General features: G+C 74.6%; 19 protein-coding genes and 2 pseudogenes. 9 read left to right on the top strand and 12 right to left on the bottom strand.

From position 1 onward, the window contains the following. Positions 1 to 20: 20 nt before the first annotated feature. The 7 genes from fxsT to C0216_RS05350 form a co-directional block, all read right to left on the bottom strand. Entirely contained in the window at positions 21 to 3026 is a 3006-nt protein-coding gene (fxsT, locus tag C0216_RS05380) for an FxSxx-COOH system tetratricopeptide repeat protein (RefSeq protein WP_114054150.1), read from the bottom strand. 64 nt (positions 3027 to 3090) lie between these two features. Further along, positions 3091 to 4353, bottom strand: a complete 1263-nt coding sequence (locus C0216_RS05375; protein WP_114054149.1) for an HEXXH motif domain-containing protein — start codon at positions 4351 to 4353, stop codon at positions 3091 to 3093. Further along, a complete protein-coding gene (locus C0216_RS05370; RefSeq protein ID WP_428985396.1) occupies positions 4350 to 5675 on the bottom strand; it encodes an FxsB family cyclophane-forming radical SAM/SPASM peptide maturase in 1326 nt (441 codons plus the stop codon). The genes C0216_RS05375 and C0216_RS05370 overlap by 4 nt, the downstream gene beginning before the upstream one ends. Before the next feature lie 146 nt (positions 5676 to 5821). Further along, positions 5822 to 6211, bottom strand: coding sequence for an FxSxx-COOH cyclophane-containing RiPP peptide (gene fxsA / locus C0216_RS34925; RefSeq protein WP_162793117.1), 390 nt, complete (start codon positions 6209 to 6211; stop codon positions 5822 to 5824). 107 nt (positions 6212 to 6318) lie between these two features. Further along, positions 6319 to 9507 carry an SAV_2336 N-terminal domain-related protein gene (locus C0216_RS05360; protein ID WP_114054146.1) on the bottom strand — a complete coding sequence of 1063 codons (3189 nt, stop codon included), beginning with the start codon at positions 9505 to 9507 and terminating at the stop codon, positions 6319 to 6321. A 4-nt stretch (positions 9508 to 9511) separates the two neighbouring features. After that, on the bottom strand, positions 9512 to 10522 hold the full coding sequence (locus C0216_RS05355; protein ID WP_114054145.1) for an AAA family ATPase: 1011 nt from the start codon (positions 10520 to 10522) through the stop codon (positions 9512 to 9514). A gap of 19 nt (positions 10523 to 10541) precedes the next feature. Next, entirely contained in the window at positions 10542 to 12629 is a 2088-nt protein-coding gene (locus C0216_RS05350; RefSeq protein WP_114054144.1) for a trypsin-like peptidase domain-containing protein, read from the bottom strand. Positions 12630 to 12761: 132 nt separating this feature from the next. On the opposite strand from C0216_RS05350, the gene C0216_RS05345 reads away from it, so the two are divergent. Next, positions 12762 to 12947, top strand: a complete 186-nt coding sequence (locus C0216_RS05345) for a DUF6104 family protein (RefSeq protein WP_010061466.1) — start codon at positions 12762 to 12764, stop codon at positions 12945 to 12947. A 335-nt stretch (positions 12948 to 13282) separates the two neighbouring features. Here C0216_RS05345 and C0216_RS05340 read toward each other — a convergent pair whose 3' ends face one another. Next, the gene (locus tag C0216_RS05340) at positions 13283 to 13498 is read right to left on the bottom strand and encodes a hypothetical protein (RefSeq protein WP_162793116.1); all 216 of its coding nucleotides are present in this window, start codon (positions 13496 to 13498) and stop codon (positions 13283 to 13285) included. A 160-nt stretch (positions 13499 to 13658) separates the two neighbouring features. On the opposite strand from C0216_RS05340, the gene C0216_RS05335 reads away from it, so the two are divergent. The 3 genes from C0216_RS05335 to C0216_RS05325 are packed head-to-tail and all read left to right on the top strand — an operon-like array spanning position 13659 to position 16309. After that, positions 13659 to 14879, top strand: coding sequence for a helix-turn-helix domain-containing protein (locus C0216_RS05335; RefSeq protein WP_114054142.1), 1221 nt, complete (start codon positions 13659 to 13661; stop codon positions 14877 to 14879). A gap of 43 nt (positions 14880 to 14922) precedes the next feature. Further along, on the top strand, positions 14923 to 15450 hold the full coding sequence (locus C0216_RS05330; RefSeq protein ID WP_114054141.1) for a DUF6879 family protein: 528 nt from the start codon (positions 14923 to 14925) through the stop codon (positions 15448 to 15450). A 4-nt stretch (positions 15451 to 15454) separates the two neighbouring features. After that, the gene (locus C0216_RS05325) at positions 15455 to 16309 is read left to right on the top strand and encodes a helix-turn-helix domain-containing protein (RefSeq protein WP_114054140.1); all 855 of its coding nucleotides are present in this window, start codon (positions 15455 to 15457) and stop codon (positions 16307 to 16309) included. A 57-nt stretch (positions 16310 to 16366) separates the two neighbouring features. Here the strand turns inward: C0216_RS05325 and C0216_RS34220 are convergent. From C0216_RS34220 to C0216_RS05305, 3 genes and pseudogenes are all read right to left on the bottom strand, one after another. After that, positions 16367 to 16558 (bottom strand): annotated as a pseudogene (locus C0216_RS34220) (superoxide dismutase [Ni]); the annotation flags it as partial. A 461-nt stretch (positions 16559 to 17019) separates the two neighbouring features. Beyond that, positions 17020 to 17550 carry an NUDIX domain-containing protein gene (locus tag C0216_RS05310; RefSeq protein ID WP_114054138.1) on the bottom strand — a complete coding sequence of 177 codons (531 nt, stop codon included), beginning with the start codon at positions 17548 to 17550 and terminating at the stop codon, positions 17020 to 17022. Between the two features lies 1 nt (position 17551). Continuing rightward, complete coding sequence (locus tag C0216_RS05305) at positions 17552 to 18907, bottom strand: tetratricopeptide repeat protein (RefSeq protein WP_114058466.1); 1356 nt, start codon at positions 18905 to 18907, stop codon at positions 17552 to 17554. Between the two features lie 223 nt (positions 18908 to 19130). Here C0216_RS05305 and C0216_RS05300 point away from each other — a divergent pair, with 223 nt between their 5' ends. The 5 genes and pseudogenes from C0216_RS05300 to C0216_RS35195 all read left to right on the top strand — a co-directional run. Continuing rightward, positions 19131 to 19880, top strand: coding sequence for a hypothetical protein (locus C0216_RS05300; protein ID WP_114054137.1), 750 nt, complete (start codon positions 19131 to 19133; stop codon positions 19878 to 19880). A gap of 76 nt (positions 19881 to 19956) precedes the next feature. Next, complete coding sequence (locus tag C0216_RS05295; RefSeq protein ID WP_114054136.1) at positions 19957 to 20868, top strand: phosphotransferase family protein; 912 nt, start codon at positions 19957 to 19959, stop codon at positions 20866 to 20868. A 1-nt stretch (position 20869) separates the two neighbouring features. Further along, positions 20870 to 21562: a class I SAM-dependent methyltransferase gene (locus C0216_RS05290; protein ID WP_114054135.1), complete on the top strand. Its 693-nt coding sequence runs from the start codon at positions 20870 to 20872 to the stop codon at positions 21560 to 21562. Between the two features lie 30 nt (positions 21563 to 21592). Further along, positions 21593 to 22138, top strand: coding sequence for an HAD domain-containing protein (locus tag C0216_RS05285; RefSeq protein WP_114054134.1), 546 nt, complete (start codon positions 21593 to 21595; stop codon positions 22136 to 22138). 179 nt (positions 22139 to 22317) lie between these two features. Beyond that, positions 22318 to 22521, top strand: a pseudogene (locus tag C0216_RS35195) (tyrosine-type recombinase/integrase); the annotation flags it as partial. Between the two features lie 7 nt (positions 22522 to 22528). Here the strand turns inward: C0216_RS35195 and sodN are convergent. Beyond that, entirely contained in the window at positions 22529 to 22924 is a 396-nt protein-coding gene (gene sodN / locus C0216_RS05275; protein WP_114054133.1) for a superoxide dismutase, Ni, read from the bottom strand. Positions 22925 to 22969: the final 45 nt, after the last annotated feature.

Below are 22969 nucleotides of genomic sequence, written 5' to 3'. Positions count from 1 at the left end.
CGGCCCGCCCGCCGGTGTGCCTACGGCTGGGGTTCGAAGTCCCAGTAGGGGCGCATCTGCTGGCGGGCGGAGACGGTGTGGACGTGCTGGGGGCCGAGGGTGCGGGTCAGCGCCCGCAGGCCCGCGTCCTCGTGTTTCTGCGCCTCCGCGTCCTCCCGTACCGATCGCAGGTCGGCGGCGAGGGCGATCTGCGCGCTCAGGGTCATCGGGTGGTCCGGGCCGAGGACCTGCTCGCAGTTGCGGAGTGTCTCGCGGCCGAGTTCCAGCGCGTCGTGGAGCCGGCCGGTGATGTTGCGGTGCCCGGTGGCGTTGAGGGCGCAGCCCAGCGTCCACGGGTGGCGTTCGCCGACGGCGCCGCGCATCCCGACCAGGGCCTGCTCGGCGAGGTTCAGCGCCTCGACCCGCTCGCCCTGCGCGCGCAGGACGAGGGCGAGGTTGCCGACGGTGCCGATGCTGTAGGGGTGGGCGAGGCCGAGCTGGGTCTGGTAGCCGCGGACGACCTCCTCGGAGATCCGCCTGGCCTCGCCGATGTCCCCGTACTCGCGCAGGTAGGTGGCGTAGTCGGAGGCGACCATCAGGGTCCAGGGGAACTCTGCGCCGAAGACGCGCGTGGAGCGCTCCAGGACGCTGCGCAGCCGGGCGCCGGCGCCGGGGATGTCGCCGGAGCGGCGCAGGCACATGCCGAGGTTGTGTTCGGCGCGCAGGGTCTGCGGGTGGTTGGGGCCGAGGACCTGGAGGTGGAGTTTGAGGCCCTGTTCCTGGCGGGCGAGGGCCTCGCGGTAGCGGCCCATCAGGCGCAGGCCCATGGCGCAGCCGATCCCGGAGGAGAGGGTGGCGATGTGGCGGACGCGCAGGACGCGCTCGCGGCGGCGCAGGGTGTCGAGGTCGGTCTCGTACGCCTCCTGGTAGCGGCCCAGCAGGCGCAGGACGACGGCGACGTTGTTCTCGGCGTTGAGGGTGGTGGAGTCGTCCTCGCCGAGGAGTTCGCGGTAGCGGGCGAAGGAGTGCTCCAGCAGTTCGCGGGCCTGCTCGAACTTGGCGGTGCCGAGGAGGACGCCGGCGTAGGTGCTGGTGGCGCGGAGGGTCTCCAGGTCGCGGTCGCCGCGTTCGGCGAGCATGCGGTCGGCGACGGACTTGGCGAGGATCTCGGCGCGCTTGAAGTGGCCGAGCATGCGCAGGGCGCCGCCGTAGTGGTAGCTGAGCTCGCGGACCTGGTCGTGGTCGTCGCCGAGCATCGCCCGCCACTCGTGGTCGGTCTGCTCGGCCAGGCGCAGGCAGGTGCGGTACTCGCCGGCGAGCATGAGGTAGCGCAGGCAGTTCAGGAGGAAGGTCTGGATCCGCGGGTTGGTGCTGGTCAGGACGCCGGCGCTCTCCAGGTGGGGGATCAGCTCGGCGAAGCGGGGCCACAGCCGGGAGTCGGAGGGCCGGCCGGGGTCGGCGGCGGCGAGGACCTGGCGGACGGCGCGGGCGAGGGGGCGGGCCTCCTCCTCGGAGAGGTTCTCGCGGACGATGCCGTGGACCATGCGGTGGAGTTGGACGGTCTCCAGCCCGCCGCCGCCCTCCTCGACGGCGAGGTCGGAGTATTCGAGGCGGACGACGGAGAACTGGACGAGCTTGTTCAGGGCGGCGTTCCAGCGGATCTGGTCGTTGATGAGCCCGGCGAGCTGTTCGGGCGCGTCGTCGACGGGGAACTCGCGCAGCAGCCGCAGCGGGACGGGCCCGGGCGCGAAGAACACGAACAGGCGGAGCAGGGCGAGCGCGTCGGGGAAGTTCTCCCGGACGTTGTTGAGGAGTATGGCCAGGGCGGTGGGGAAGGGCAGCGGGTAGTCGTCGGAGACGGTGACGGCCTCGTGGGAGTCCAGGCGGCGGCGCAGCAGCCCCAGGTAGTCGCCGACGGTCAGGGGCGAGTCGGCGAGCCAGCCGGCGGTCTGGTCGAGGGCGAGCGGGTAGTCCTCCAGTGCTTCGGCGAGCTGGTCGGCCTCCTCGCCGGTGAGGCGGTGGGCGCGGCGGCGGATGAAGGTGACCGACTCGGGCCGGGCGTAGAGGGGGACCTCGACGAGGCTGGTGTGCCGGGAGGCCCATTCGCGGTTGCGGGAGGTGATGATGACGTCGCCGGCGCCGGAGGGCAGCATGTCGGTGAGGTCGTCGGGGTTGTCGCAGCCGTCGAAGACCATCAGCCAGCGGTTGTACGGGGTTCCGCGCCGCAGCGCCTCCAGGACGGCCCGGATCTGCTCGCCGTAGCTGCCGGCGCCGCGCGGCAGGCCCAGCTCGGGGGCGAGGTCGGCGAGGCGTTCGCGGAGGGTGGGGCGGTCCTCGGCGGGGACCCACCAGACGACGTCGTACTCGGAGGCGAAGCGGTAGGCGTACTCGGTGGCGACCTGGGTCTTGCCGACTCCGGAGAGGCCGAGGAGGGTGACGATGGAGGCGCCGGGCGGGGCTTCGGCGAGGGCGGCGCGGAGCCTGCCGATGACGTCGTTGCGGCCGGTGAAGCGGGGGTTGCGGCGGGGGACGCGGCCCCAGATCTCGGGCGGGTCGTTGGGGAAGCGGGGGCCGCGGCGGCCGGTCTCGGTGCCGACGCGGTCGGTGGGCAGCTCCAGGCGGCGCAGGACGCGGTACTCGGCCTCGTACGCGTCGAGGCCCCACAGGTCGGTCTTCTCCAGGACGGCGACGGCGCTGGGCAGGGGGGCGTCGGTGAGGCAGACGGCGGCGAACCGGCCGGGGTGGTTGTCGTGGGCGGCCCGCAGGGCGGTGTTCCACTCCTGCTCGGAGTGGGTGCCGGCGGAGAAGTAGCGCTCGCTGAGGACGAGGAGGACGCGGCTGCCGCCGCGGGCGAGGTCGTCGAGGGCCTGGGTGAGGCCGCCGGCGGACTGGGGGTCCCAGCGCTGGAGGGCGACGCGGTGGCCGTGCTCCTCCAGCCGGTAGGCGATCCACACGGCCCAGGGCCGGTTGAAGCCGGCGAAGCTGATGACGAAGCGCTGCGGCCGCGCGGGGGCCGGGTCGCGTTCCTGCCGAATACCGGTGGTCATGCGGCCGTCTCCCTGGAATCCGGGCGGTGGACGGGGTTGAAAAGGTACCGCAGCCGACGGCCCGTCAGCCCTGTGCGGACGGGTCGACTTCGGGGTGTTGCGCGTACCAGGCGCGGCGGGCCCGCTCGACGGCGCGGCGGGCGGCGGCGTACCGGTCGCCGGGTGGCGGCAGCTCGTCCATGGCGCGCTCCGCCTCGGCCATCGCGTCGGTGAACTCGCGTCCTGCGATGGTCAGTCGGGGGTGGGCGCGCAGTTCGGGCAGGACGGCCGCGACCTGGGCGCGGATGCGGGCGTGGCGGGCCCATGCGCCGCGGGATCCGTAGAGGGCGGCGCGCTGCCAGTAGCCGGCGAGGGCCAGGTGGGCGTACGTGCCGTGCAGCAGGCCGTCCAGGGGGCGCGGGTCGGTGCGCCAGGGGGCCCAGTGCCGCGGGGTCCGGTCTGCGGTGTGCAGGGGGAGGACGTCGGCGAGGGCGGTCAGTTTGCCGTGCTGGACCTCGTGGACGAGCGTGGCGGCCAGGGCGGGCGGGGCCTGGGCGCGGGCGAGGACGGAGCCGGCGGCGGCGGGCAGGGTGGCGCCGTGGGAGCGGGATCCGCCGGCGAGCGGGACGACGGAGCGCAGGAGGAGGGCGGCCTCCTCGGCGCGGGCGGTGTCGTAGCGCTCCAGGAGGGTGAGGGCGCCGGTCCACTGGGTGTCCCAGCGTTTGTGGCCCTTGGGGGTGAGGCGGCGGGCGGCGCGGACGGGCGCGGGGCGGGTGTGGCCCGCGGCGCGGTAGGGGTCGAGGTCGTCGAGGCTGGTGCGGCCGTCGGGAAGGGTGTGCAGGGAGAGGGCTGCGGGGTCGTCGGGGTCCCAGGAGTGCTCGGTGAGGGCGAGGGGGCCGGGCCGGGGCGGGCGGAGCACCCCGAGGGTGGGCAGGGCGAGGCGGCCGCCCGCGGGCCGCAGGACGGCCTTGAAGGCGATGCCGGCCCGCAGGGCGGCCGCGGCGGCGAGGGCGCCGAGGTGGGCGAGGTCGGGGGGCGGGCCGGCCGGGTCGTGCAGGCGGCGGAGGGTCTCCTCGGCCCAGACGCCGGTGGCGGGGTAGTGCAGGACGTCGTGGACGGCGTCGGGGGCGTGCCGTTCGGCTTCTTCCAGCAGGGCCCAGTGGTCGGCGGCCTGGGCGGCGCGGCCGCCGCGGGAGGAGGCGGCGTCGAGGATGGCCCGGAGCAGGACGAGCCGCTTGGAGCGGCGGACGTCGCAGACGAGGCGGCTCCCTGCGGCGGAGGGCTCGGTCGAGGCGAGGGCGCGCAGGGTCGCCGAGGGGACGGTGAGGGTGCTCAGCGGGGCGGTCACGAGGCGGCCGCCCGGGTGGGGGCGGGCGCCTTGGCGGCGGCGCGGCCGGGCGGCGGCGCGGTGCGGCCGGGGACGGCGGCGCCTTCCTCGGCGGCCCGGTGCAGCGCGGCGGCGATGTGCCGGATCAGGGCCTGGAGGTCGGCGCAGTAGACGGAGGGGTTGCGGAAGCCTTCGCCGGAGCGGTAGCGGTGCGGGTAGTGGCCGCCGCCGCAGACCTCGACGAGTGCGCAGGAGCGGCAGCCGTCGGCGAGGGCGTCGAGGCCGAGCTGCCGGGCGGCGAGGCCGGGGTGGTCGAGCAGGTCGTCGAAGCGGTGCGTGTCCAGGCTCATGCCGGTGGCGGCGGCGCCCTCGTAGGCGGACTTCAGGGAGTCGGCCTGTTCGAGGGTGCCGTCGGTCTCGATCACGGCGGTCGCGGCGGGGGCCAGGCCGAGGGTCTCGGTGGCCGCGGGAAGGCCGAGCAGCAGGGCGATGATCTCCTCGAAGGTGCGGATGCGGGTGCGCAGGGAGTCCGCCTGCCACCAGCGGTCGAAGACGGCGGTGAGCCAGTCGGCGTACGGCGTGCGGTGCGGGGCGCTGCCGGGCGGCGGGGTGTTCCAGTTGGCGAGCGGCAGCAGCAGCGCGATGCCGGGCGGGTCGAAGGCGAGCAGGGACTCGTACGTGCCGACCGGGTCGTGGGCGAGGTCGACGACGCACAGGACGCCCGCGTACTGCTCGGGGTGGCGGGCGAGCAGGCGCAGGCCGCGGGCGGCGGCGCCGAACCCGGGCCGGCCGGCGCGGTCGACGCGGCGGGTGTTGTGCTCGGGCAGGCCGCCGTCGAGGCTGACGCCGACGCGGATCCCGGCGGCGGCGAGGGCGGCGAGGCGGCCGCGGGTGAGCAGGGTGCCGTTGGTCTGGACGGTCGCGGTGACGCGGGTCCGCGGGGACGCGGCGCGCACGGCGGCCCGTACGGCGTCGACGGGGGCGGCCAGTTCGGCGGGGGCGGTCAGCAGGGGTTCGCCTCCGTGCAGGACGAGGTCGACGCGGGTCAGGGCGTGGGCGGCGGCATGTTCGGCGATGCGCTCGGCGGCGCGGGCGGCGGTCGCGCGGGACATGGCGGCGGGCCGGTCGCGCCAGCTCTGGTCGGCCATCTCGTAGACGTAGCAGTAGGTGCAGGCCAGGTTGCAGCGGCTGCGGGTCTTGAGCACGAACTGCCGTATGGGGTGCGGGCGGTGGCCGGCGGCGCGCAGCGCCGGCACGTCGAGCCGGGCGTACGGCCAGGGGGCGCGGGCCCGGTGCGCGGACAGCGCGGACGGCGCCGCCCGGCTCCCGTCGGCATGGCTCACCGCAGGCACCTCCCTCCCCGGCCGCCGTGCGGGCACCCCGGCGGACGGTTGCATCCCTGCCCTGGGTTCGGCGCGGGCTAACGGCGGAAACGGGACAACTCCGAGTGCGGTGCGTGGTATTGGGGATGCGGTGCGTGAGCGGGCGCTCAGCTGGCGCCCGAGTCGAAGGCGTTGAGGATCTCGGCGGGGTGGGTGACGCGGTCGACGAGGCCCTCGATGACGCGGGCGAGGACGGGGTGGTCGATGCCGCGGAGGGCGGCGAGGTCGTAGCCGGACAGGTCCGGCAGCCCCGCCGGGCAGCGCCGCGCGGCGGCCTGGGCGGCGGCCGGGGTGGGGACGGGTGCGGGGGTGGGCGTGGGGCCCGGGGCCGGCGCCGGGGGCGGGGGTGGCTGCGGGGCCGGTGCGGGCCGGCGGGCCGGGGCCCCGCCGGCGGGGTGCGACGCCTGGTCCCGGGGGGATGCGGCGCCCGTGCCCGCCGGGTCCGTCCCGGGGTGTCCCGCCACTTCCGTCCGTGCGCTCTGCTGCCGAATCGCCATGGGCTGCCCGTCCCCCTGCTGGTTCGCCGTGTCCGTCGGGTGCGCTGTCCGTTCCGTGCCGCCGTTCGCTGCCGTCCCGGCCTCCGGGTCCGGTGCCTCGCCGGGTGTCACAGCCCGGCCTCCAGGGTGCGGACGCGGGAGCCGAGTGCCTCCCGCCGGTCCGCGGCCTCCTCGCCGAGCCGCCGCCACAGCTCCAGGGCAGAGCGGTAGGCGTCAAGTGCGGCCCGGGGCCGGGCCAGCCGCTCCAGCACCTCGCCCCGCAGCTCCTGGACCCGGGCGGCCAGCTCGACGGCCACCTCGCGCCGCTCGGCGCGGTCGCCGTCCAGGGCCGCCCGCCAGGCCCGCCGGTAGGAGTCCGCCGCCCGGTCGAGGCGGTCCAGGGCCCGGGTGTGGGCGTGGATCTCCTGCTGGACGTCGCCGTGCTCCCGCCAGGCCCTCGCCTGCTCCAGGGGGCTGCGGCTCTGCCGGACGGCCAGCTCCAGCAGGTACTCGGCCTCCCGCAGGTCCACCACGTCGCCCTCGTAGCCGTGCCGCAGCCGCAGCCCCTCGGCGAGCCGCACCAGGCGGTACGCGGACCGGCCGTCGGACTGCGGGACCGCGGCCCGGCTGTCGCGGAGCACGCGTACGGCCGCCGAGGCGAAGCGCCGGCCGCCCGCGGCGCGGGCCCGCTCCAGCAGGGCCTCGCCCCATTCGGGCAGCAGCTCCCCGTACGCCTCGCCGTCCCGAGGGATCAGCCGCCGGGCCCTGCCGTAGGCGTCGGCGGCCTGCTCCAGGGCCTCGGGGTCGCCGTCCCGCGCGTACCGGGCCCGGTGCACCCTGGCCCGGCAGACGAGGGCGGCCAGGCGCAGCTCCGGGTCGCCGCCGGGCTCGGCGAGGACGAGGTCGAGGTGGCCGGCGGCCTCTTCGAGCCGGGCGGGCAGGTGGCGCAGGGCGGTGGCGAGGTCGACGCGCAGCCGCGCCGCCTCGGCCGCGTCGGGACCCGGCTCCTCTGCCGCGCCGCCGTCCGGGCCGCCGTCGGCGGCGGTGCCGGGCAGCGCCGAGGCCAGGTGCCCTGCGGCCTCCTCGGCCAGCGCGGTGCGCTCGGCGGTGTCGCGCAGCCGGGGCAGCAGCGCCAGCAGGACCCGCCCGAGGGCGGGGCGCAGCACCCGGTCGGGGGCCTGCCCGGCGAGGACCTCCAGCGCGGCCCGCGCCTCCCGCAGCGCCCCGGGGTCGTCGCGCAGGTCGGCGATCCGGACGAGGGCCTGCACCCGCCGCAGGACGCAGTCCAGCCGCAGCCGCGGGTCGGCGGCGAGGGCGGCCGCGGCGGCGAACTCCAGCTCGGCGGCGTCCAGCAGTTCGGCGTCCGGGCGTTCGGCGAGGGCCCGCTCGTACAGCACCCGGCCGAGGAGGGCGCGGGCGGGCGCCGCGGCGAGCCCGCGCACGGCCTGTTCGGCCTCGGCGAGCAGCTCGGGGTCCCGCTGCCGGGCCCACAGCCGCAGCAGCACCTCGGCCAGCTCGCACTCCGCCTCCCCGTCGGCGTCCCCCGGCCCGGCGGGCGCCGCGACGGCGCGCCGCAGGACGGCGGCGGCCTCGTACAGGCCGCGCTCGGCGCCGCCGTCCGCGTCGTGTGCGGCGAGCCGGTCGCGGGCGGTGCGCACGGCCCAGGACCGCCGGGGCGGCGGGGCGGGCGGCTCCCGGTCGGCGGCGTCGTCCGGTACGGCCGGGCCCGGCAGGTAGCGGCGTACGACGCGGGCGGAGACCTCGGCGAAGGCCTGGGGCAGCCGCCCGGCGGGAACGCGCCCCTCCGGGTCGTCCTCGACGGCGGGCTCCCCGGTCAGCTGGGCGACGGCCAGGGCGGGGAAGTTGCGCACGCCGCGCCCGAAGTGCGCGAGGACGTACTCGGAGCAGTGCTTGAGGACGAGCGCGGCGTCGTCCCGGCCGAGCGGCCCGAGCAGCACGTCCTGCACGCCGGGGGTGAACTCGTACCACTGGCCGAGGTCGGGGCCGCGCCGCAGCAGCCCGCTGAGCAGGACTTCCGCGAGGTCGGAGGGCTCGGAGTCGGGCAGCATGGTCCGCTGGACGAGCCGCATGACGGGCAGCGTCAGCGGCGCGGCCGACAGGTAGACGGCGAGCTGGACGGCGCGCGGCGAGGCGGCGGAGCGGAAGCGGCGCACCAGCTCCTCCGGCGGCCGCACGGCCCGCGGCGGGGGGACGGGCGCGGCAGGGTGGTCGGCGAGGACGCGGCCCACCTCGGCGGGGACGGGCCCGGCCCCGAGCCCGGCGACGAGGCGGGCCCAGGCGCCGAGGGCGGTGGCGTTCGGCGGCAGGACGGGAACGGCGAGCCCGCCGCCGGGCCGGCCGTGGCGCGGCGGCCGGTCGGGCCGGAAGCGGAGGCGGCCGGCGCCGCCCTCGATCCGGGCGAGGGTGCCCCGCTCGGTCGGCAGCCAGCTGCGGTTCCACAGCCGCTGCGGCAGCGGCTGGACGACGACGCAGGGGGTGCACTCGGCCCAGCGGTGCAGCAGCCGCTGCGCCTCGCCCTCCCGCCACAGGGCGCCGGCGCAGTCGGAGACGACCATGGTCAGGGCGCGGCCGCTGGGGTCGCGGAGCTGGTCGCCGGAGCGCAGCCGGGTGCCGGGGGCGGGCCCGCGGCCGAGGGCGGCCCGGCCGTCGGCGAGCCGGTGCAGGTAGTGGACCTGGACGTCGCGGAAGGCGCCGAGGCGTTCGCAGACGGTGCGGAGCTCCTCGAACATGTCGTGCCAGACGGCCATGGACGGTGAGGCGTCCATGACGAGGCGGACGGTGGCCTCGCGGCGGCTCTCGGGCTGCATGACGGGGATGACGAGGCCGAGGGCGCGTGCGCTGGCCTCGGCGGTGCCCGGCTCGTCGAGGACCAGCCGGGCCGGCGGTCCGGGCGGGCGGTGCCGCTGGAGGGAGCGCAGGGCGCGCTGGATGTCGAGGATGCGGGGCAGGGCGGCCGCGCCGGGGACGCGTACGGGCACGCCGGTGCCGGCGGGCAGGGCGGCGGCCTCCTCGGCGGCGCCGCTGACGCGGGCGGCGTAGAACCGCACCGGGTCCTCGATGCCGGGGTCCGGCGGCGGGGGCTCCTCCTGCGGCGGCGGGGCCTCGCGGGGTCCGGGGCGGCGCAGGGTGAGCGGTGCGGGCGGGCCGGCGGGGGCCGCGGGCGGGCCGATCCGGCCGGCGAGCCAGAGGGCGTCGGCCAGCTCCTCGGCGGAGGGGTCGAGCCCGGCGGCCCGCAGCAGCCGTGCCAGGTCCCGGATGGCGGGCGGCGCCGGGAGCGGTTGCTCGGCGGTGGGCATGGTCTCACCTCGGGCGGTCGAGGCGCTGGATGAGGAGGTCGGCGAGGTCTTCACGGGTCGGCGGGGCGGCGTAGTGGGTGAGGTAGATGGCGTTCAGGAGCTGGTCGGCGGCGACGAGTTCGGACTGGGAGCGGCTGAGGAACTCGCGGATGAGGTCGGCTCCGAGGCGGGCGGCGTCCTCGCCGAGGTGGGCGCGGACCATGGTGGCGAGGCGCTTCTCGCCGGGCTGGCCGAGTTTGAGCTGGATGCAGCGGCGCAGCAGGGCGGCGGGGAAGTCCCGTTCGCCGTTGCTGGTCAGGATGATGAAGGGGAAGGCCCGGCAACGGATGCGGCCGTCGCGGACGGCGACCTTGGCGCCGTCGTCGGTGAGGACGTGCACCTCCGGCTCGGTCTCGGCGACGCGTTCGAGTTCGGGCAGGGTGAACTCGCCCTCCTCCAGGACGTTGAGGAGGTCGTTGGGGAGGTCGATGTCGCTCTTGTCGAGCTCGTCGATGAGCAGGACGCGGGGGCGGAGGGCGGGCAGCAGGGCGGTGCCGAGCGGCCCGAGCCGGATGTACTTGCCGATGCCGGGGGCGCCGCCGGGGTCGCCGCCGCCGGCGGCGATCTGGACGTCCTGGAGGCGGGCGATGGCGTCGTAGCGGTAGAGGCCCTCCTGGAGGGTGGTCCGCGAGACGACGGGCCAGCGCAGGACGCGGCCGAGTTTCAGCTCGTGGGCGACGGCGTGCGCGAGCGTGGACTTGCCGGTGCCGGGGTAGCCGGTGACGAGGAGCGGGCGGCGCAGGTAGAGGGCCGCGTTGATGGCCTCCAGCTCCTCCGGTTCGGGCCGGTGCAGCTCGGCGGCCTGCCGGTGGGCGCCCAGGCGCCGGGCGACGTTGCCGTCGGCGGAGCGGGCCGACGGCGGCGGGTCGACGGGGGGCCCGCCGTCGAAGTCCCGCCAGGGCGGGGGTTCGGGCAGGGCGTCGATCCCGTCGTGCGGTTCGCCGACGCCCCGGTAGATCAGCCATTCCTCGTTCACGTCTGTCCCCTCCCGCCCGTCACAGGTCCCCCTGGAGCGGCTCGTCCTCGGGCAGGGCGCGGGCCGGGTCGTCCCAGACGAGGGCCGTCCCGTCCGACCAGTACGCGTCCGGGTCCGCCCCGTGGGAGCGGGCCCGCAGCGCCTGGAGCCGCACCGGCAGTGGTGCCCCGTGCCCCGCCTCGGTCAGCTCCTCGCGCAGCCCGCGGTGGAACGGCGCGCAGGACTCCCCCGGGTCCGCCGGGGGCCGCCGGGTGACCGCGACCCCGTAGCCGGCCTCGCGGACCGCGTGCAGGGACCCGAGGGTGGGCTCCTGGTCGGCGGCCCGGCAGTGCACCGGCACGGTGTTGTCGGCGAGGCCGTCCAGCCAGGCCGGGGAGGGGCTGCGGGGCCGGCCGTGCGCGCAGTCGGCGCGCTCGTCGAGCAGGGGCCCGCTCTGGACGCGGCTCCAGCGGTCGGCCCGGCGGTGGGCGGCCTCCGGGTCGTGCGGCGGGCTGCCGGCGGCGTGTGCGCCGCTTCCGGCCGGGTAGCGCAGGACGACGGGCCGCTGGACGCCGAGGGGGACGCGGCCGGTGACGGTCCACGTGTCGACGGGCAGCCCGAACAGCTCGGGGGCGACGGCCACTTCGAGGGCGGCGGGGGCCTCGTGGGTGTCGCAGCGCCGGAAGGCCTCGGCGAGGGAGTCGCGCAGCGCCTCGGGCAGGCCGGCCCGGGTGACGCGGACGCCGGAGCCGACGGGGGTGAGGCGGCCGGGGTGGGCGGGCCCGGCGAGGACGGAGACCCGCCAGTCGTAGACGTCCTCCCAGCCGTGCGCCCAGGCCTCCAGCAGGACGGACGGGCCCTGCGGCATGGCCTGCGCGGGCCGGCCGGGGCCGTGGGCGGGCCGGCCGGCGCGGGCTCGGCGGCGCCGCTCCCGCTCGGCGAGGCCCAGGTCGTGGCGTTCGCCGAGTTCGCGGCGCAGCGGCCGCCACAGCCGCTCGGCGGTGGCCCGCACCCAGTCCCACAGCTCCTCGTCGGAGCCGGGGGCGGGCGGTTCGCGGTGGTCGGCGACGCTGATGTCGGTGGCGTAGCGGAGCATGGCGGCGGCCTCGCCGGTGCCGCCGGGCGGGTCGTGGAGCATGCCGAGGCCGTCGCGCCAGCTCAGCGGGGCCGGCAGGGCCGGGTCGGGTTCCTCGCCGCGAGCTGCCTCGACGAGGGCGCGTACGGCCTCGGAGGAGCCGGGCGGGGGTAATTCGGCGAGCAGCCCGCACAGGGTGGTGATCTCGGCGGGGGTGAGGCGGGGGCCGCCGTAGGGGTCGGCGGCGGGGAGTTCGCCGTGCACGTCGGTCCAGGTGCGGCGGCTGTCGAGGTCGCTGAGGTGCTCGTCGTAGTGGTACAGGTCGTGAGCCTGCATGACCCGCCGGTACAGGCCGATCTGCCCGGCGGCGTCCAGGGGCAGGGTGCGCAGCTGGACGACGGAGACGGCGAGCCCGCCGCCGCCGGTGTGCCGGCGGGCCTTGACGACGCCGACGACCTCGCCGCGGCCCAGGTCGACGACGGGGCCGCCGGACATGCCGGGCTCGATCTCGTCGTCGTCGCCGAGGCGGAGGGCGGCGCCGCCGGCGGCGGTGCCCCGCAGGCGCGTGGTGCGGCCGGTGATCTCGGGGATGCCGAGGTCCTCGGTGCAGCCGAAGTAGGCGACCTCGTCCAGGCGGGGCCGGGCGCGGTCGGTGAGCCGGACGCACGCGTGGGAGACCGGCGCGAGGACCCGTACGAGGGCCAGGTCGGGCAGATCCCACAGGGCGCGCCGGGCGGGGCGGCGCTCCTCCAGCCGCTCGGGCAGGACGCACTCGACGCGGCCGGTGACGGTGCCGGTGGTGCGGGGGCCGGAGGAGAAGGTGATGCCGATCTCTCGTCCCACCAGCCGCACCGCAGCACCCCCCTCGCCCACGACGTGGGCACACGTCAGTACCCAGCCGGGGGCGATGAAGAAGCCGCTGCCCCAGGTCGGGTGGTTCCCCCGGTCTCCATACCCGCCGGGGGCGGGGTGGACGCGTACGGTGGCTGCCTGGACGAGGGGTTCGAGGAGTTCGTAGGCGCGCGCGGTGCCGCCGGTGCGCCGGTCCAGCATCCGCACCCCCTCACGTTCGACGGCATTCCAGGCTAGCGCCGGGGCCGCGACGGGGGGAGGCCTTGCCCGGCCTGCGGATTATCCTGGCGGGAAACGTCCCCATGCACACCTTCATCACGCACGGAGCCCGACTTGTACTTCACCGATCGCGGCATCGAGGAGCTGGAGAAGCGGCGCGGCGAGGAGGAGGTCACCTTCGAGTGGCTGGCCGAACAGCTGCGCACGTTCGTCGACCTCAACCCGGACTTCGAGGTCCCGGTGGAACGCCTGGCCACCTGGCTGGCCCGCCTGGACGACGAGGACGACGAGGACGAGTAACCCGCGCCGGCGCGGCCCGCCCCCGCACCCCCGAACCCGCCCCCGCCCGCCGCCCGGAACCCCCGGCCGGCGGGCGCCCGCATGCGGGGCACAGCCCGCTCCCGCCGCCGCCTCCCCGGAAATGACCGAAATCAACCCCCCGGGCCGCACCGGTTGCCCGGGGCGGCTGGCTCAGGCGCGGCGGGGGCGCGGCTTCAGCGCTCGCAGCGGGGCGCGGTCGCAGGCGGGGTGCACCCAGCCGTCCGGCCGGGCCCCGGACGCCGAGTGCCGGATGATCCGGATCCCCTCGCCCTGCACCGGCCGTTGGCAGACGGCACAGATCCGCCCCGCCGGACTCATCGGCCGACCGCCGGGCGGGGGCAGGACCAGACGTCGGCGTCGAGGAGCATGGCTCCCTCCCGGCCGGTGACGACACCCCGGTAGACGGCGCCCGCCACGAGAACCTTCCCGCAGGCGACGCACACCCGACCGAGCGCCTGCTCGGCGGTCAGGTCCCAGAAGTCGTCGGGAAGCGGCGCGCTGTGGCAGGGGATGGGAGTGCGGGTCTCCATGGCGGTGCTCCCTGGGGCGGTGTCAACGGGTGGCGGGGCAGCAGCGCGGCGCGCGTCCTCGGTGGCCGGCGCGCGCGTGCCCTTCTGTGCGACCACCATGTCGGCTGACTTCCGGCCCGATCCACTACCGGGCCCTATAGGGCCGTCCTATATTCCGGCCATGGAGCCGGAGTCGGACGTCTGGGTGCACCCCGACCTGCGCGCAGCCGCCGCAGCCGAGGACTGGCCGACGCTGCTGAGGAAGTGGCGGAAGGCGACCCGCAGCAGCCAGAGCAGGCTCGGCGCCCTCGTCGGGCTGGCACAGCCGGACATCTCTGCGATCGAGAACCGGCGGCGCGCGGTGACCTCCGTCGAGGTCCGCCGGCGCATCATCGAGGGCCTCGGCATCCCCGCCGAACTGCTCGGCGGCGCGGGCGCCGAGATGCCCTTGCCGTCCCTCGTCCTGCCGGGCCTGGTGGCCGATCCGGACACGGAGCGCCTACGGCACATCACCGCATCCGGGATGCGGCTGGACGCGGCCTCGCTCGGCGCGGTGGAGCGCCTGCTGGCCGAGCACCGCCGGGCCGAGGACACGCTCGGGTCCCGGGTCATGTCCGCCGTCGTGGCCAAGCAGTTCGAGGCGGTGGCCGGCCTCTACGACAAGGCGCGCGGCCCTCTCGCCGACAGGCTCGTGCGGGTGATGGCGGAGTACGCGCAGTTCCTCGCGTGGATGGCGCAGGACCAGGACCACACGGCGCCGGCCCTCGCCTGGTTCGACCGCTCCTACGACTGGGCCCTCGAATCCGGCCACGGCGACATGGCCGCCACGACCATGAGCATGAAGGCCCACGTCGCCTGGTCCCGCGGGCGGGCCCGTCGCACCATCCGCCTCGGGGAGGCCGCGGCATCGACGCCGGGGGCGAGCGACGCGACCCGCGGCCTGGCCGTGCAGATGGCCGGCCGCGGTCACGCCCTCGACGGCGACGCGGACGCGGCGTACCGCCGGCTCGACGAGGCGCAGCTGATCATCGCGAACGCGACCGACGCGCCGCCGTGGCTGTACTTCTACGGCGAGTCCTGGTTCGCGGCACAGCGCGGCATGGCGGACCTGCACCTGCGCGACTGGCGGAGCGCGATCGAGAACCTGAGGGCAGGACTCGCCGGGTTCACACCCGCCTTCCGGCGCGACCGGGCCTGGTACGGGGCATGCCTGGCCCGCGCGTACGCCGGTGCCGGAGAGCCCGAGGCGGCGCTGACGACAGCCACGAGCGTCCTGGCGGACGCGTCCGAGATCGGCCGGCCCCACGCCTGGGGCGAACTCCACAGGGCGGGCGGCCTGCTGCTCCGGCAGGGCGCCCCGGAGGGCCGACTGCTGGTTGCCGCACTTGCGGAACTGGACTGACGGGTACCCGTCGCCATGACGACGCCGATCAAGGAGGCATGTGATGCCGTTGACCATGCCGACCTGGCCTGACCTGCTCGGCTCGGCCGAGCGCACGGCCGTCCATCTGGAGATGCGCGACTCGTACGCCGTCGACTACGAGACCGGCCCGTTCGCCGACTGGAGGGCCGGCCACCGTCACAACCCCGCCGATCGGGCCTCCTGGTGGCGGCCCTGGCTGGACCTCGTCGCCGCGACCGTGGGCCGCGGCGTGGCCGTGCGCCGCGCACGCATCGTCTCCGAGCCGGTGAGCGAGTACACGCGCTTCCTGTACGACGGGACGTTCACCAATGTAGCGGCCGGGGAGGAAGTGCGCTGGCTGCCGAGACGGCAGGCCAGCACCCTGGCCCTGCCGGGGAACGACTTCTGGCTCATCGACGGCCGACTCGTCCGCTGGAACCACTTCACCGGGGAAGGCTCATCCGCCGGCGGCGAGATGAGCGACGACCCGGCCGCCGCCAAGCTGTGCGCCGACGCGTTCAGCGCGGTGTGGGAGCGCGCCATCCCGCACGGCCGGTACGAGATCAGGTAGGCCCGTGCCTGCGTCCCCCTCCTCAGCAGCGCAGGCCGCCCGCCGAGCAGTGGCTCAGCGGCTGCGCGGCCTGCACGTGGAGGCGGGGCTCACCGGGCTGGAACTCGGCGGACGGTGCGGCTGGACGCACTCCAAGTCCAGCCGCATCGAGAACGCGGTCACTCCGCCGTCGCCAGACGACATCCGCCGGTGGTGCGCAGCGTGCGGGGTGCCAGAGCAGGCCCCCGACATCGTCGCCTCGTCACAAACGGCAGAATCCCTCTACGTCGAGTGGCGGCGCCGAGTCCGCACTGGCCTGCGGCAACTGCAGCAGAGCTACGTTCCCCTGTTCCTCTCGACCCGCCTCTTCCGCGTCTACTCCGCGACCCTGGTACCAGGGCTGCTCCAGGCCGAGGGCTACGCCACCGGGTTGCTCCGCGCGATCTCGAAGTTTCGCGAGATCCCCGACGACGTGGCCGATGCTGTTGCGGCCCGCATGGAGCGCAACGCCATCCTGCGCGAGCAGGGCCGTCGATTCGTCATCGTCGTCGAGGAATCCGCGCTCCGCTACCAGCTCGCCGACCCCGAGGCAATGGCGGCCCAGCTGGGGTATCTCCTGACGGCCGCGGCCATGCCCGCCGTCTCGGTAGGCATCATCCCCATGGCACGGCAGCAGCGCACACAGTGGCCGTTGGAGACGTTCCACATGTACGACGACACCCTGGTGTCGGTGGAGCTTCTCGCTGCCCGGGTGACAGTGACCCAACCAGGCGAGATCGCGCTGTACGAGCGGGCATTCGCAGAGCTCCGGCGGATGGCGGTATACGGCCCGGACGCTCGCGCGTTGATCGTCGAGGCCATTGCAGCCCTCCAGCGGTAGGGCCGAATACGCAAGAACCCCCTCCCGGGGCCGGAAGGGGGCCGTAAGAGACGCGGCTCAGGCGGCCTTGGTCTCCCAGAAGATGCGGTCGATCTCGGCGATCAGGTCGAGGGCCTTCTGGCCGGTCGCCGGGTCGTTCGACGCCTTGGCGGCCGAGTGCCCCTTCAGGGTGTCGTTGACCAGGGTGTGCAGCTGCGGGTACTTCTCGAAGTGCGGGGGCTTGAAGTAGTCGCTCCACAGCGCCGAGACTGGCTACATTCAGGCGGGGCTGCTTGAGGCGAACCTCGCCGACGCGCTCACGCGGCTCGGCGACACGGCGGCTGCTGAGACGTATGCGGCCGAGGCCGTCGCGGTGCAGACACACGAGCGGGGCCGGGTCCACTGGCGCCCCTCTCGGGCTGCCAGTTGCGTGGCGGCAGCCCCGAACTGGCAGCGGGAACCGTGATGGCCATGCTCGACACCATGGAGAGCATGGAGTCCCGTCGGCTGCGGGACCGGCTCGTCACGGTTCGCGCGTCGATGTCCGCCCTCGGAGGCAGGGCGGCAGTTGACGTTGTGGAACGCATTGACGACACCCCTGTGTATTCCCCTTTGACCCTCCCGTGCGATGCCAGTACGCGGGTTGATGTTTCGGACTGTTGGTAATCACGCGGTCGGCTCGGGTGCCGAGTGGGTACGGCGAAGGGCTCACCCAAGCCGCATTTGGCGCTCTACCGCCAGCCGTCGAGCGAGACCTGCGGGCCTCCCGCGAGGTACCGGTGGAGGGCGCTGGCTGTGGTGTCCACGAATTCGTCGGGGATGGCGTCGGCGTCGACCCAACAGACCTGGGCGTGCTTGCGGGGTTCGCGGTTTTCGGGTTCGCCGGTCCAGTCGTGGGCGGCGAAGACGACGGTGAGGAAGCCGTTGGGGGCCTCGACGCCCCAGGCGCCGTGGATGATGTGGGCGACCTTGAGGGACTCGGGCTTCACCGTGAGGCCAGTCTCCTCGTAGAGCTCGCGGACCGCGGTTTCGGTGATGGGTTCGCCCGGCTCGCTCTTGCCGACGGGGAGGTCCCACAGGCCCTGGGCGAACTTGGCGTTCTCGCTGCGCTGGAGGAGGACGACGCGGTTGGTGGCCGTGTCGTGGACGATGACGGCAGCGACCAGCAGGGTCATGGATTCCAGGGCCGGCTTGAGGGCCTTCGGCTGGTCGTTGGTCTGCTGGGCCACGGTGTTCCCTTCGTCGGGCGGGTTGTTGGGCATGTTAGGCGAGGGCCTCGCGGGCGCGGCGAGCGAGATCGGCGGCGCCGGGCACTTTGCGCCGCTGGTAGACCGCGAGGGTGGAGCGGATTGAGGTGATCGCCTTGCGGGTGCGGTCGGAGGTCATGCCTTCCATAAGGACCAGGGCCTGGGTCCATGCGGCGACGGCTTCGTCGGCGCGGGCCTGGGCGGCGAGGCTGTCGCCGAGGTCGGCGTGGGTGAGGGCGTGGACGCGCTTGTACTTCTCGGGGTCCCAGCGGGTGAGGGCGTCTCGATGCTGTTGCTCGGTGCCGATGTGGTCGGCCAGGTCGGTCAAGGTGCGGGCGGTATGGCTGGCCACGGTGCCGGCGGCGGGGCCACTGACGCGGGAGTAGCTGGGTTGGGGGTCGTCGTCACGGAGGAGGGCATCCTCGGCGGCGAGCAGGGCGCGTGCGGCCGACGAGTTCTCGTCGGTGGCTGCGTAGGCGCGGGCGTGGGTGATGTGGAGGAGGGCCTCAGTCTGGCCGTCGACGTGGCCGAGGCCGCGCTGCAGGGCGCCTTCGACGAGGTCGACGCAGTGGTGGGGCTGCTTGAGGCTGAGGGCCTGGTGGGCGAGGGCGCGCATCATCCAGGCGGCGTGGCCGTGGGGGTCGGCTTCGCAGGCGAGCTTGTAGCCGACCTGGTAGTAGCGCTGGGCGGCGCCTTCCTGGCCGAGGTCGTGGTGCTTCCACCCTGCGAGGTAGGCGAGTTCGGCGACGGCGCCGAAGGCGGCCCGGCGTAAGGCTTCGCTGGGGAAGCGTCCGCGCAGCATGGGGGCGGCTGTGTCGGCGAGGTACGCGGTGACGGTGGTCAGGCCGTGCCCGCCGCCGAGGCGCTCGTCGGCGGCGCTGAAGGCCGCCGTGATCTGCCGTACGACGTCCACGTCCTCCGCCCCGACCACGGACGTGCCGGTGCGGGCGCGGAGCATGCGGGCGGTGGCTTCGTGGTCGTATCCGAGCGGCATGGCGACGCCGGCAGTGGTGAAGGCCGCGATGGCGAGGAAGCGGCGGCGCTCGACGTCGGCGCGGCCCAGGTCGGTGGCGGCGAGGACAGGGTCGGATTCCGCCGGCGCTTCGTCATCGCTGGCCTGGAGGCCGATCTCGGTCTGGGTGACCGTGCGCCCCACTCGGCGGGACAGCGCCTCGGCGAGGTAATGACCTACCCGGCCGGACGGGGCACGGGTGCCGTTCACCCAGTGCGAGATGGCCGACTTGTTGGTCTGGAGGATCTCGCCGTTCTCGGCGGCGATGCGCCGCACGTCTCTGGCGAGAGCCTCGTAGGTGCAGCCGACCGCCGCGATGACGTCGCGCAGACAGGAGTTGGGTTCTCTCTGCGCCGCCACGATCGCCTCCACTCCGGAGCTGTAAACCGCGTATACCGCTTCAACTGCCTTCCACCGTACCCACTGAGCGTGACCACAGGTTCACTTATCAGCAGCCGCCCGGAACGGCACGACCGTGATCCAGGCTCCCCCTTGGTCCGGGCGGCACCCCGAAGTTCCGTACGCCCAGACCGGGCTCGGGCATTCCTGTGCCCGAACCTGGCCAATCAGAGACGGAGACACGGTGACCACCATCGACACCACGGCCATCACGGTCGAGCTGCCCGAGGCGTTCGACCCGCGCTGGAGCCGCCTGCCGGGCATCCAGGTCGACGGCCGGCGCATCACCATCGACCCGGCCGAGTACTTCTTCCGCTTCGAGTCGAGCACGTGGCTCGTCGCCGACTGGGAGCTGGTCAAGTCCCAGCTCCTCGACGTGGACGAGACGACCGAGAGCGCGGTCGAGCAGCTCGCGCTCGACTTCATCAAGCAGCACAGCGAGTCCACCTCCGATGCGGCCCGCGTTCTGGCCACCGCGTACGAGGTGTACGCGTACCTCTTCCGCGACGAGCACCTGGCCGGCCTCGGCCTGCCGCAGATCACCGCCGACCACCTGCGGATGCTCCGCGAGGCCGCCACGCTCATGGCGCTCAACAAGGTCGAGCTGGATGGGCACATCTCCAACGTCGGCCCGTGCTGGTTCTTCCCCGCCGCCACCTCCGTCGTCTTCGACCTGGACGACGAGACGGGCGGGATGCTCGACGAGGTCTACCACGGCGGCTGGTTCAACGAGCACCGCCGGATCGAGTCCATCAAGGCCCACGCCGCGCTCGGTGGCCGGCTCGTGCACGGCTGCCAGTCCGTGCCGGACCAGTCCGGCGGCGTGGTCGCGCCCTACGGTGCCTCGATGGCGAACTTCCGCGACGACCTCGCCGCGTTCAAGGCGGGCTGGATCGAGCAGGTCTACGCCCACCGCGTGAACCCCGCCGCGTAACCCACCCGATCAGGCTCCGGGGCGGGCCGGCATCCCTCGCCCGCCCCGGACGCCACCATCTCCCCGGAGCCCTCCCGTGACCACGAACCCCAGCGCCGAACTCCTCGACAACCTGCTCACCGCTACCGGCCAGACCACCGCCGTACGGGAGGAGGTACGCGTGTGGTCCATGTCCGGCGTCGAGCGCGTGACCTCGCCCGACGGCTCCACGGCCATCTTCAAGTACGCCAAGAAGCCGTTCGACAGCGAGGACCAGGCCCTCCGCCTGGCCCACACCCTCGGGGTACCCGTCCCCCGGGTCCACGCCTCCGCCGTCCTGGACGGCTGGCTGGGCATGCTCATGGAGGACCTCGGACCCTCCGTACGCGAGGCCGACGACCTCGACGGCGTCGCCGCGGCCGTGGTCCTGCACGGCACCCGCACGGCTCCACCCTTGCCCGTCCTCGATCAGGACCGGCTGCGGACCCTGCCGGCCCGGGCACTGGAGCACCTCGAACGGCTGCGCAAGGCCGACCGGTGGCAGGACGCCAACGACGTCGAGGACGCCCTCGACCGGATCGCCCAGGCCGCCGAGGCCCGCTCGGCCGGAGCGACCATCGCCCCCTTCGGCTGGGTGCACTCCGAGTTCCACCCCACCAGCCTCCACATCGGCGAGCGCGGCTGGCGGCTGCTTGATTTCGCCCGCGCCTTCACCGGCCCCGGCCTGCTCGACCTCGCCAGCTGGCACGGCACCATCGAGCCCCTGCACCCCGTCCGCCTGCGCGTCTTCCTGGAGCAGTACGTCACGGCCGGCGGCACCCCCGACGCCCTCGCCCCGCGCGGCGGGCTCACCGCCGAGAACTGGGCCCTGGGCTGGCACCGCATGTGGGCCGTCGAGTGGTTCATGGAGCAGTCCATCCGCTGGATCAACGACCCGGCCACCGACCCCGCCTACATCAAGGCTGTCCGCCGCCACCTCACCGACGTTCTCCACCTCCTGGAGATCTGACGTGCTCGCCCAGGCATCCCCCTGGCACGCCCACGCCCTCCAGCGCACCGCCGCTGGTCTCGCCGAACCGCTTTCCGTACCCGCACGGATGGAATGGACCACGAGACCCGGCCAGGGGCCCGGAGCTGACGTCCTCGGCCCCGACCTGCGCGGCAAGCGCCTCCTGGAACTCGGCTGCGGCCCCGGCCACAACGCCGCCCACCTCGCCACCCGTCACGGCGCCCACGTCACGGGCGTCGACCTGGTCGGCCTCCAGGTCCGCCGCGCCCGCTCCCACTACGGACGGCTGAACAACCTCACCTTCGTCGCCGGCCACGCCCTCCACTACCTGCACGCCTCCGACGAACAGTTCGACGCGGTCTACTCCGTCTTCGGCGCCGTCGGCCTGGTCGCCCCTGGACTCCTGCTGCCGGCCATCGCCCACCGCCTCACGCCCGGAAGAGTGCTCGCCTTCTCCATCCCCCACCCGCAGCGCGGCGGCCGGAGCCCCTCGGGCGACGACCGGCCCCGCCGCGATTACGTCACCCTGCCCGACCGCACCCGGCTCCCCATCGCCCGGTGGGAGTTCTCCACGGACCGCTGGGAGAAGCACCTCAGCCAGGCGGGCTTCTGGCTCACCTCAGCCCAGGAGTTCCACGACCCCCGCATGGGCCACTGGCCCACCACCCTGCTGATCCGCGCCCGCAAGCTCTGACATCCGCTTCATCCGGACTATGGAGGACCGATGCGCCCGCCCTACCTGCTCCTCGACATCGACGGCGTCCTCATACCCTTCCCCGACGAGCACGGCTCGACCCCGGCCACCCACGCCCGCCACGACGTCGTGCCCGCCGACCGCAGCGCCGACAACCCGGTCACCGTCTGGCTCAATCCCGACCACGGCCACCTGCTTATGGACATCATCCGCACCGGCCTGGTCACCCCCGTCTGGTGCACCAGCTGGCGCCAGGACGCCACCACCCTCATCGGCCCCCTCCTGGGCCTCCCGCCCCTGCCGCACGTCGACCTCCCGCGTCCGCAGATCACCACCAGCCACCCCAACGGCTACCTGTGGAAACGAGACCACGTCGACGCCTGGCTCGGCGACGCCCCCGCCGTCTGGATCGACGACGACTTCACCGGCCACGACCACGCCTGGGCGGCCGAGCGCACCGCCCGTGGAGCGGCGACCCTTCTCGTGCAGCCCGACCCACACCGAGGGCTGCAGTCCGGCCACCTGACCGAGGTGACGAGGTGGGTCGCGCGGTTGCCCTCAGCCCGTGCCTCCTGACGACTGATGCCCTCGCTGCCACGGGCAGCGAGGGCATCAGCGTGCATTGCCGCAGCTCGTAGTTCCGCCCGGTGTGGGCAGGTCGTGGCGCTGGCGATGTTGTGTAGGGCGTCGCCGAAGGCGGCCAGGCGGCCCTGGGCGGCGGCATCGTCACCGGAGTCGAGGACGGTGCTGGCTGCGTGTATGGCGGCGCGAGCGTCAAGCAGGTGCAGTTGGTCCTCGGGCACGCATCCGCCGTCATCACGCTGCGGATCTGCGCGCACCTGTGGCCCGGGGAAGAAAACCGCACCCGGGCCGGCACGGACGCCATGCTCGGCGGCCTGCGGACCGGGTGCGGACAGGTAGGTAGCCAGACCCGCGAAAGTGCAGGTCAGGCGACCTAGGCTGAGATCAAGCCTGCTTGGTCTCCCAGAAGATGCGGTCGATCTCGGCGATCAGGTCGAGGGCCTTCTGGCCGGTCGCCGGGTCGTTCGACGCCTTGGCGGCCGAGAGGGCCTTCAGGGTGTCGTTGACCAGGGTGTGCAGCTGCGGGTACTTCTCGAAGTGCGGGGGCTTGAAGTAGTCGCTCCACAGCACGGAGACGTGGTGCTTGGCGAGCTCGGCCCGCTGCTCCTTGATGGTGATGGCCCGGGCGCGGAAGTCGGCGTCCTCGTTGGCCTGGTACTTCTCCTGGACGGCCTTGACCGACTCGGCCTCGATGCGGGCCTGGGCCGGGTCGTAGACGCCGCACGGCAGGTCGCAGTGGGCGGAGACCTTCGCCTTGGCGGCGAAGAGGCGGGAAAGCATGGAGATACTCCTCCTCGTGATCGTCTTCTCAAGGGCGAGGTTACT

The sequence above is a fragment of the Streptomyces globosus genome, from assembly GCF_003325375.1.
Taxonomy (GTDB): domain Bacteria; phylum Actinomycetota; class Actinomycetes; order Streptomycetales; family Streptomycetaceae; genus Streptomyces; species Streptomyces globosus_A.
This window is presented reverse-complemented; position numbering and strand designations above follow the sequence as displayed.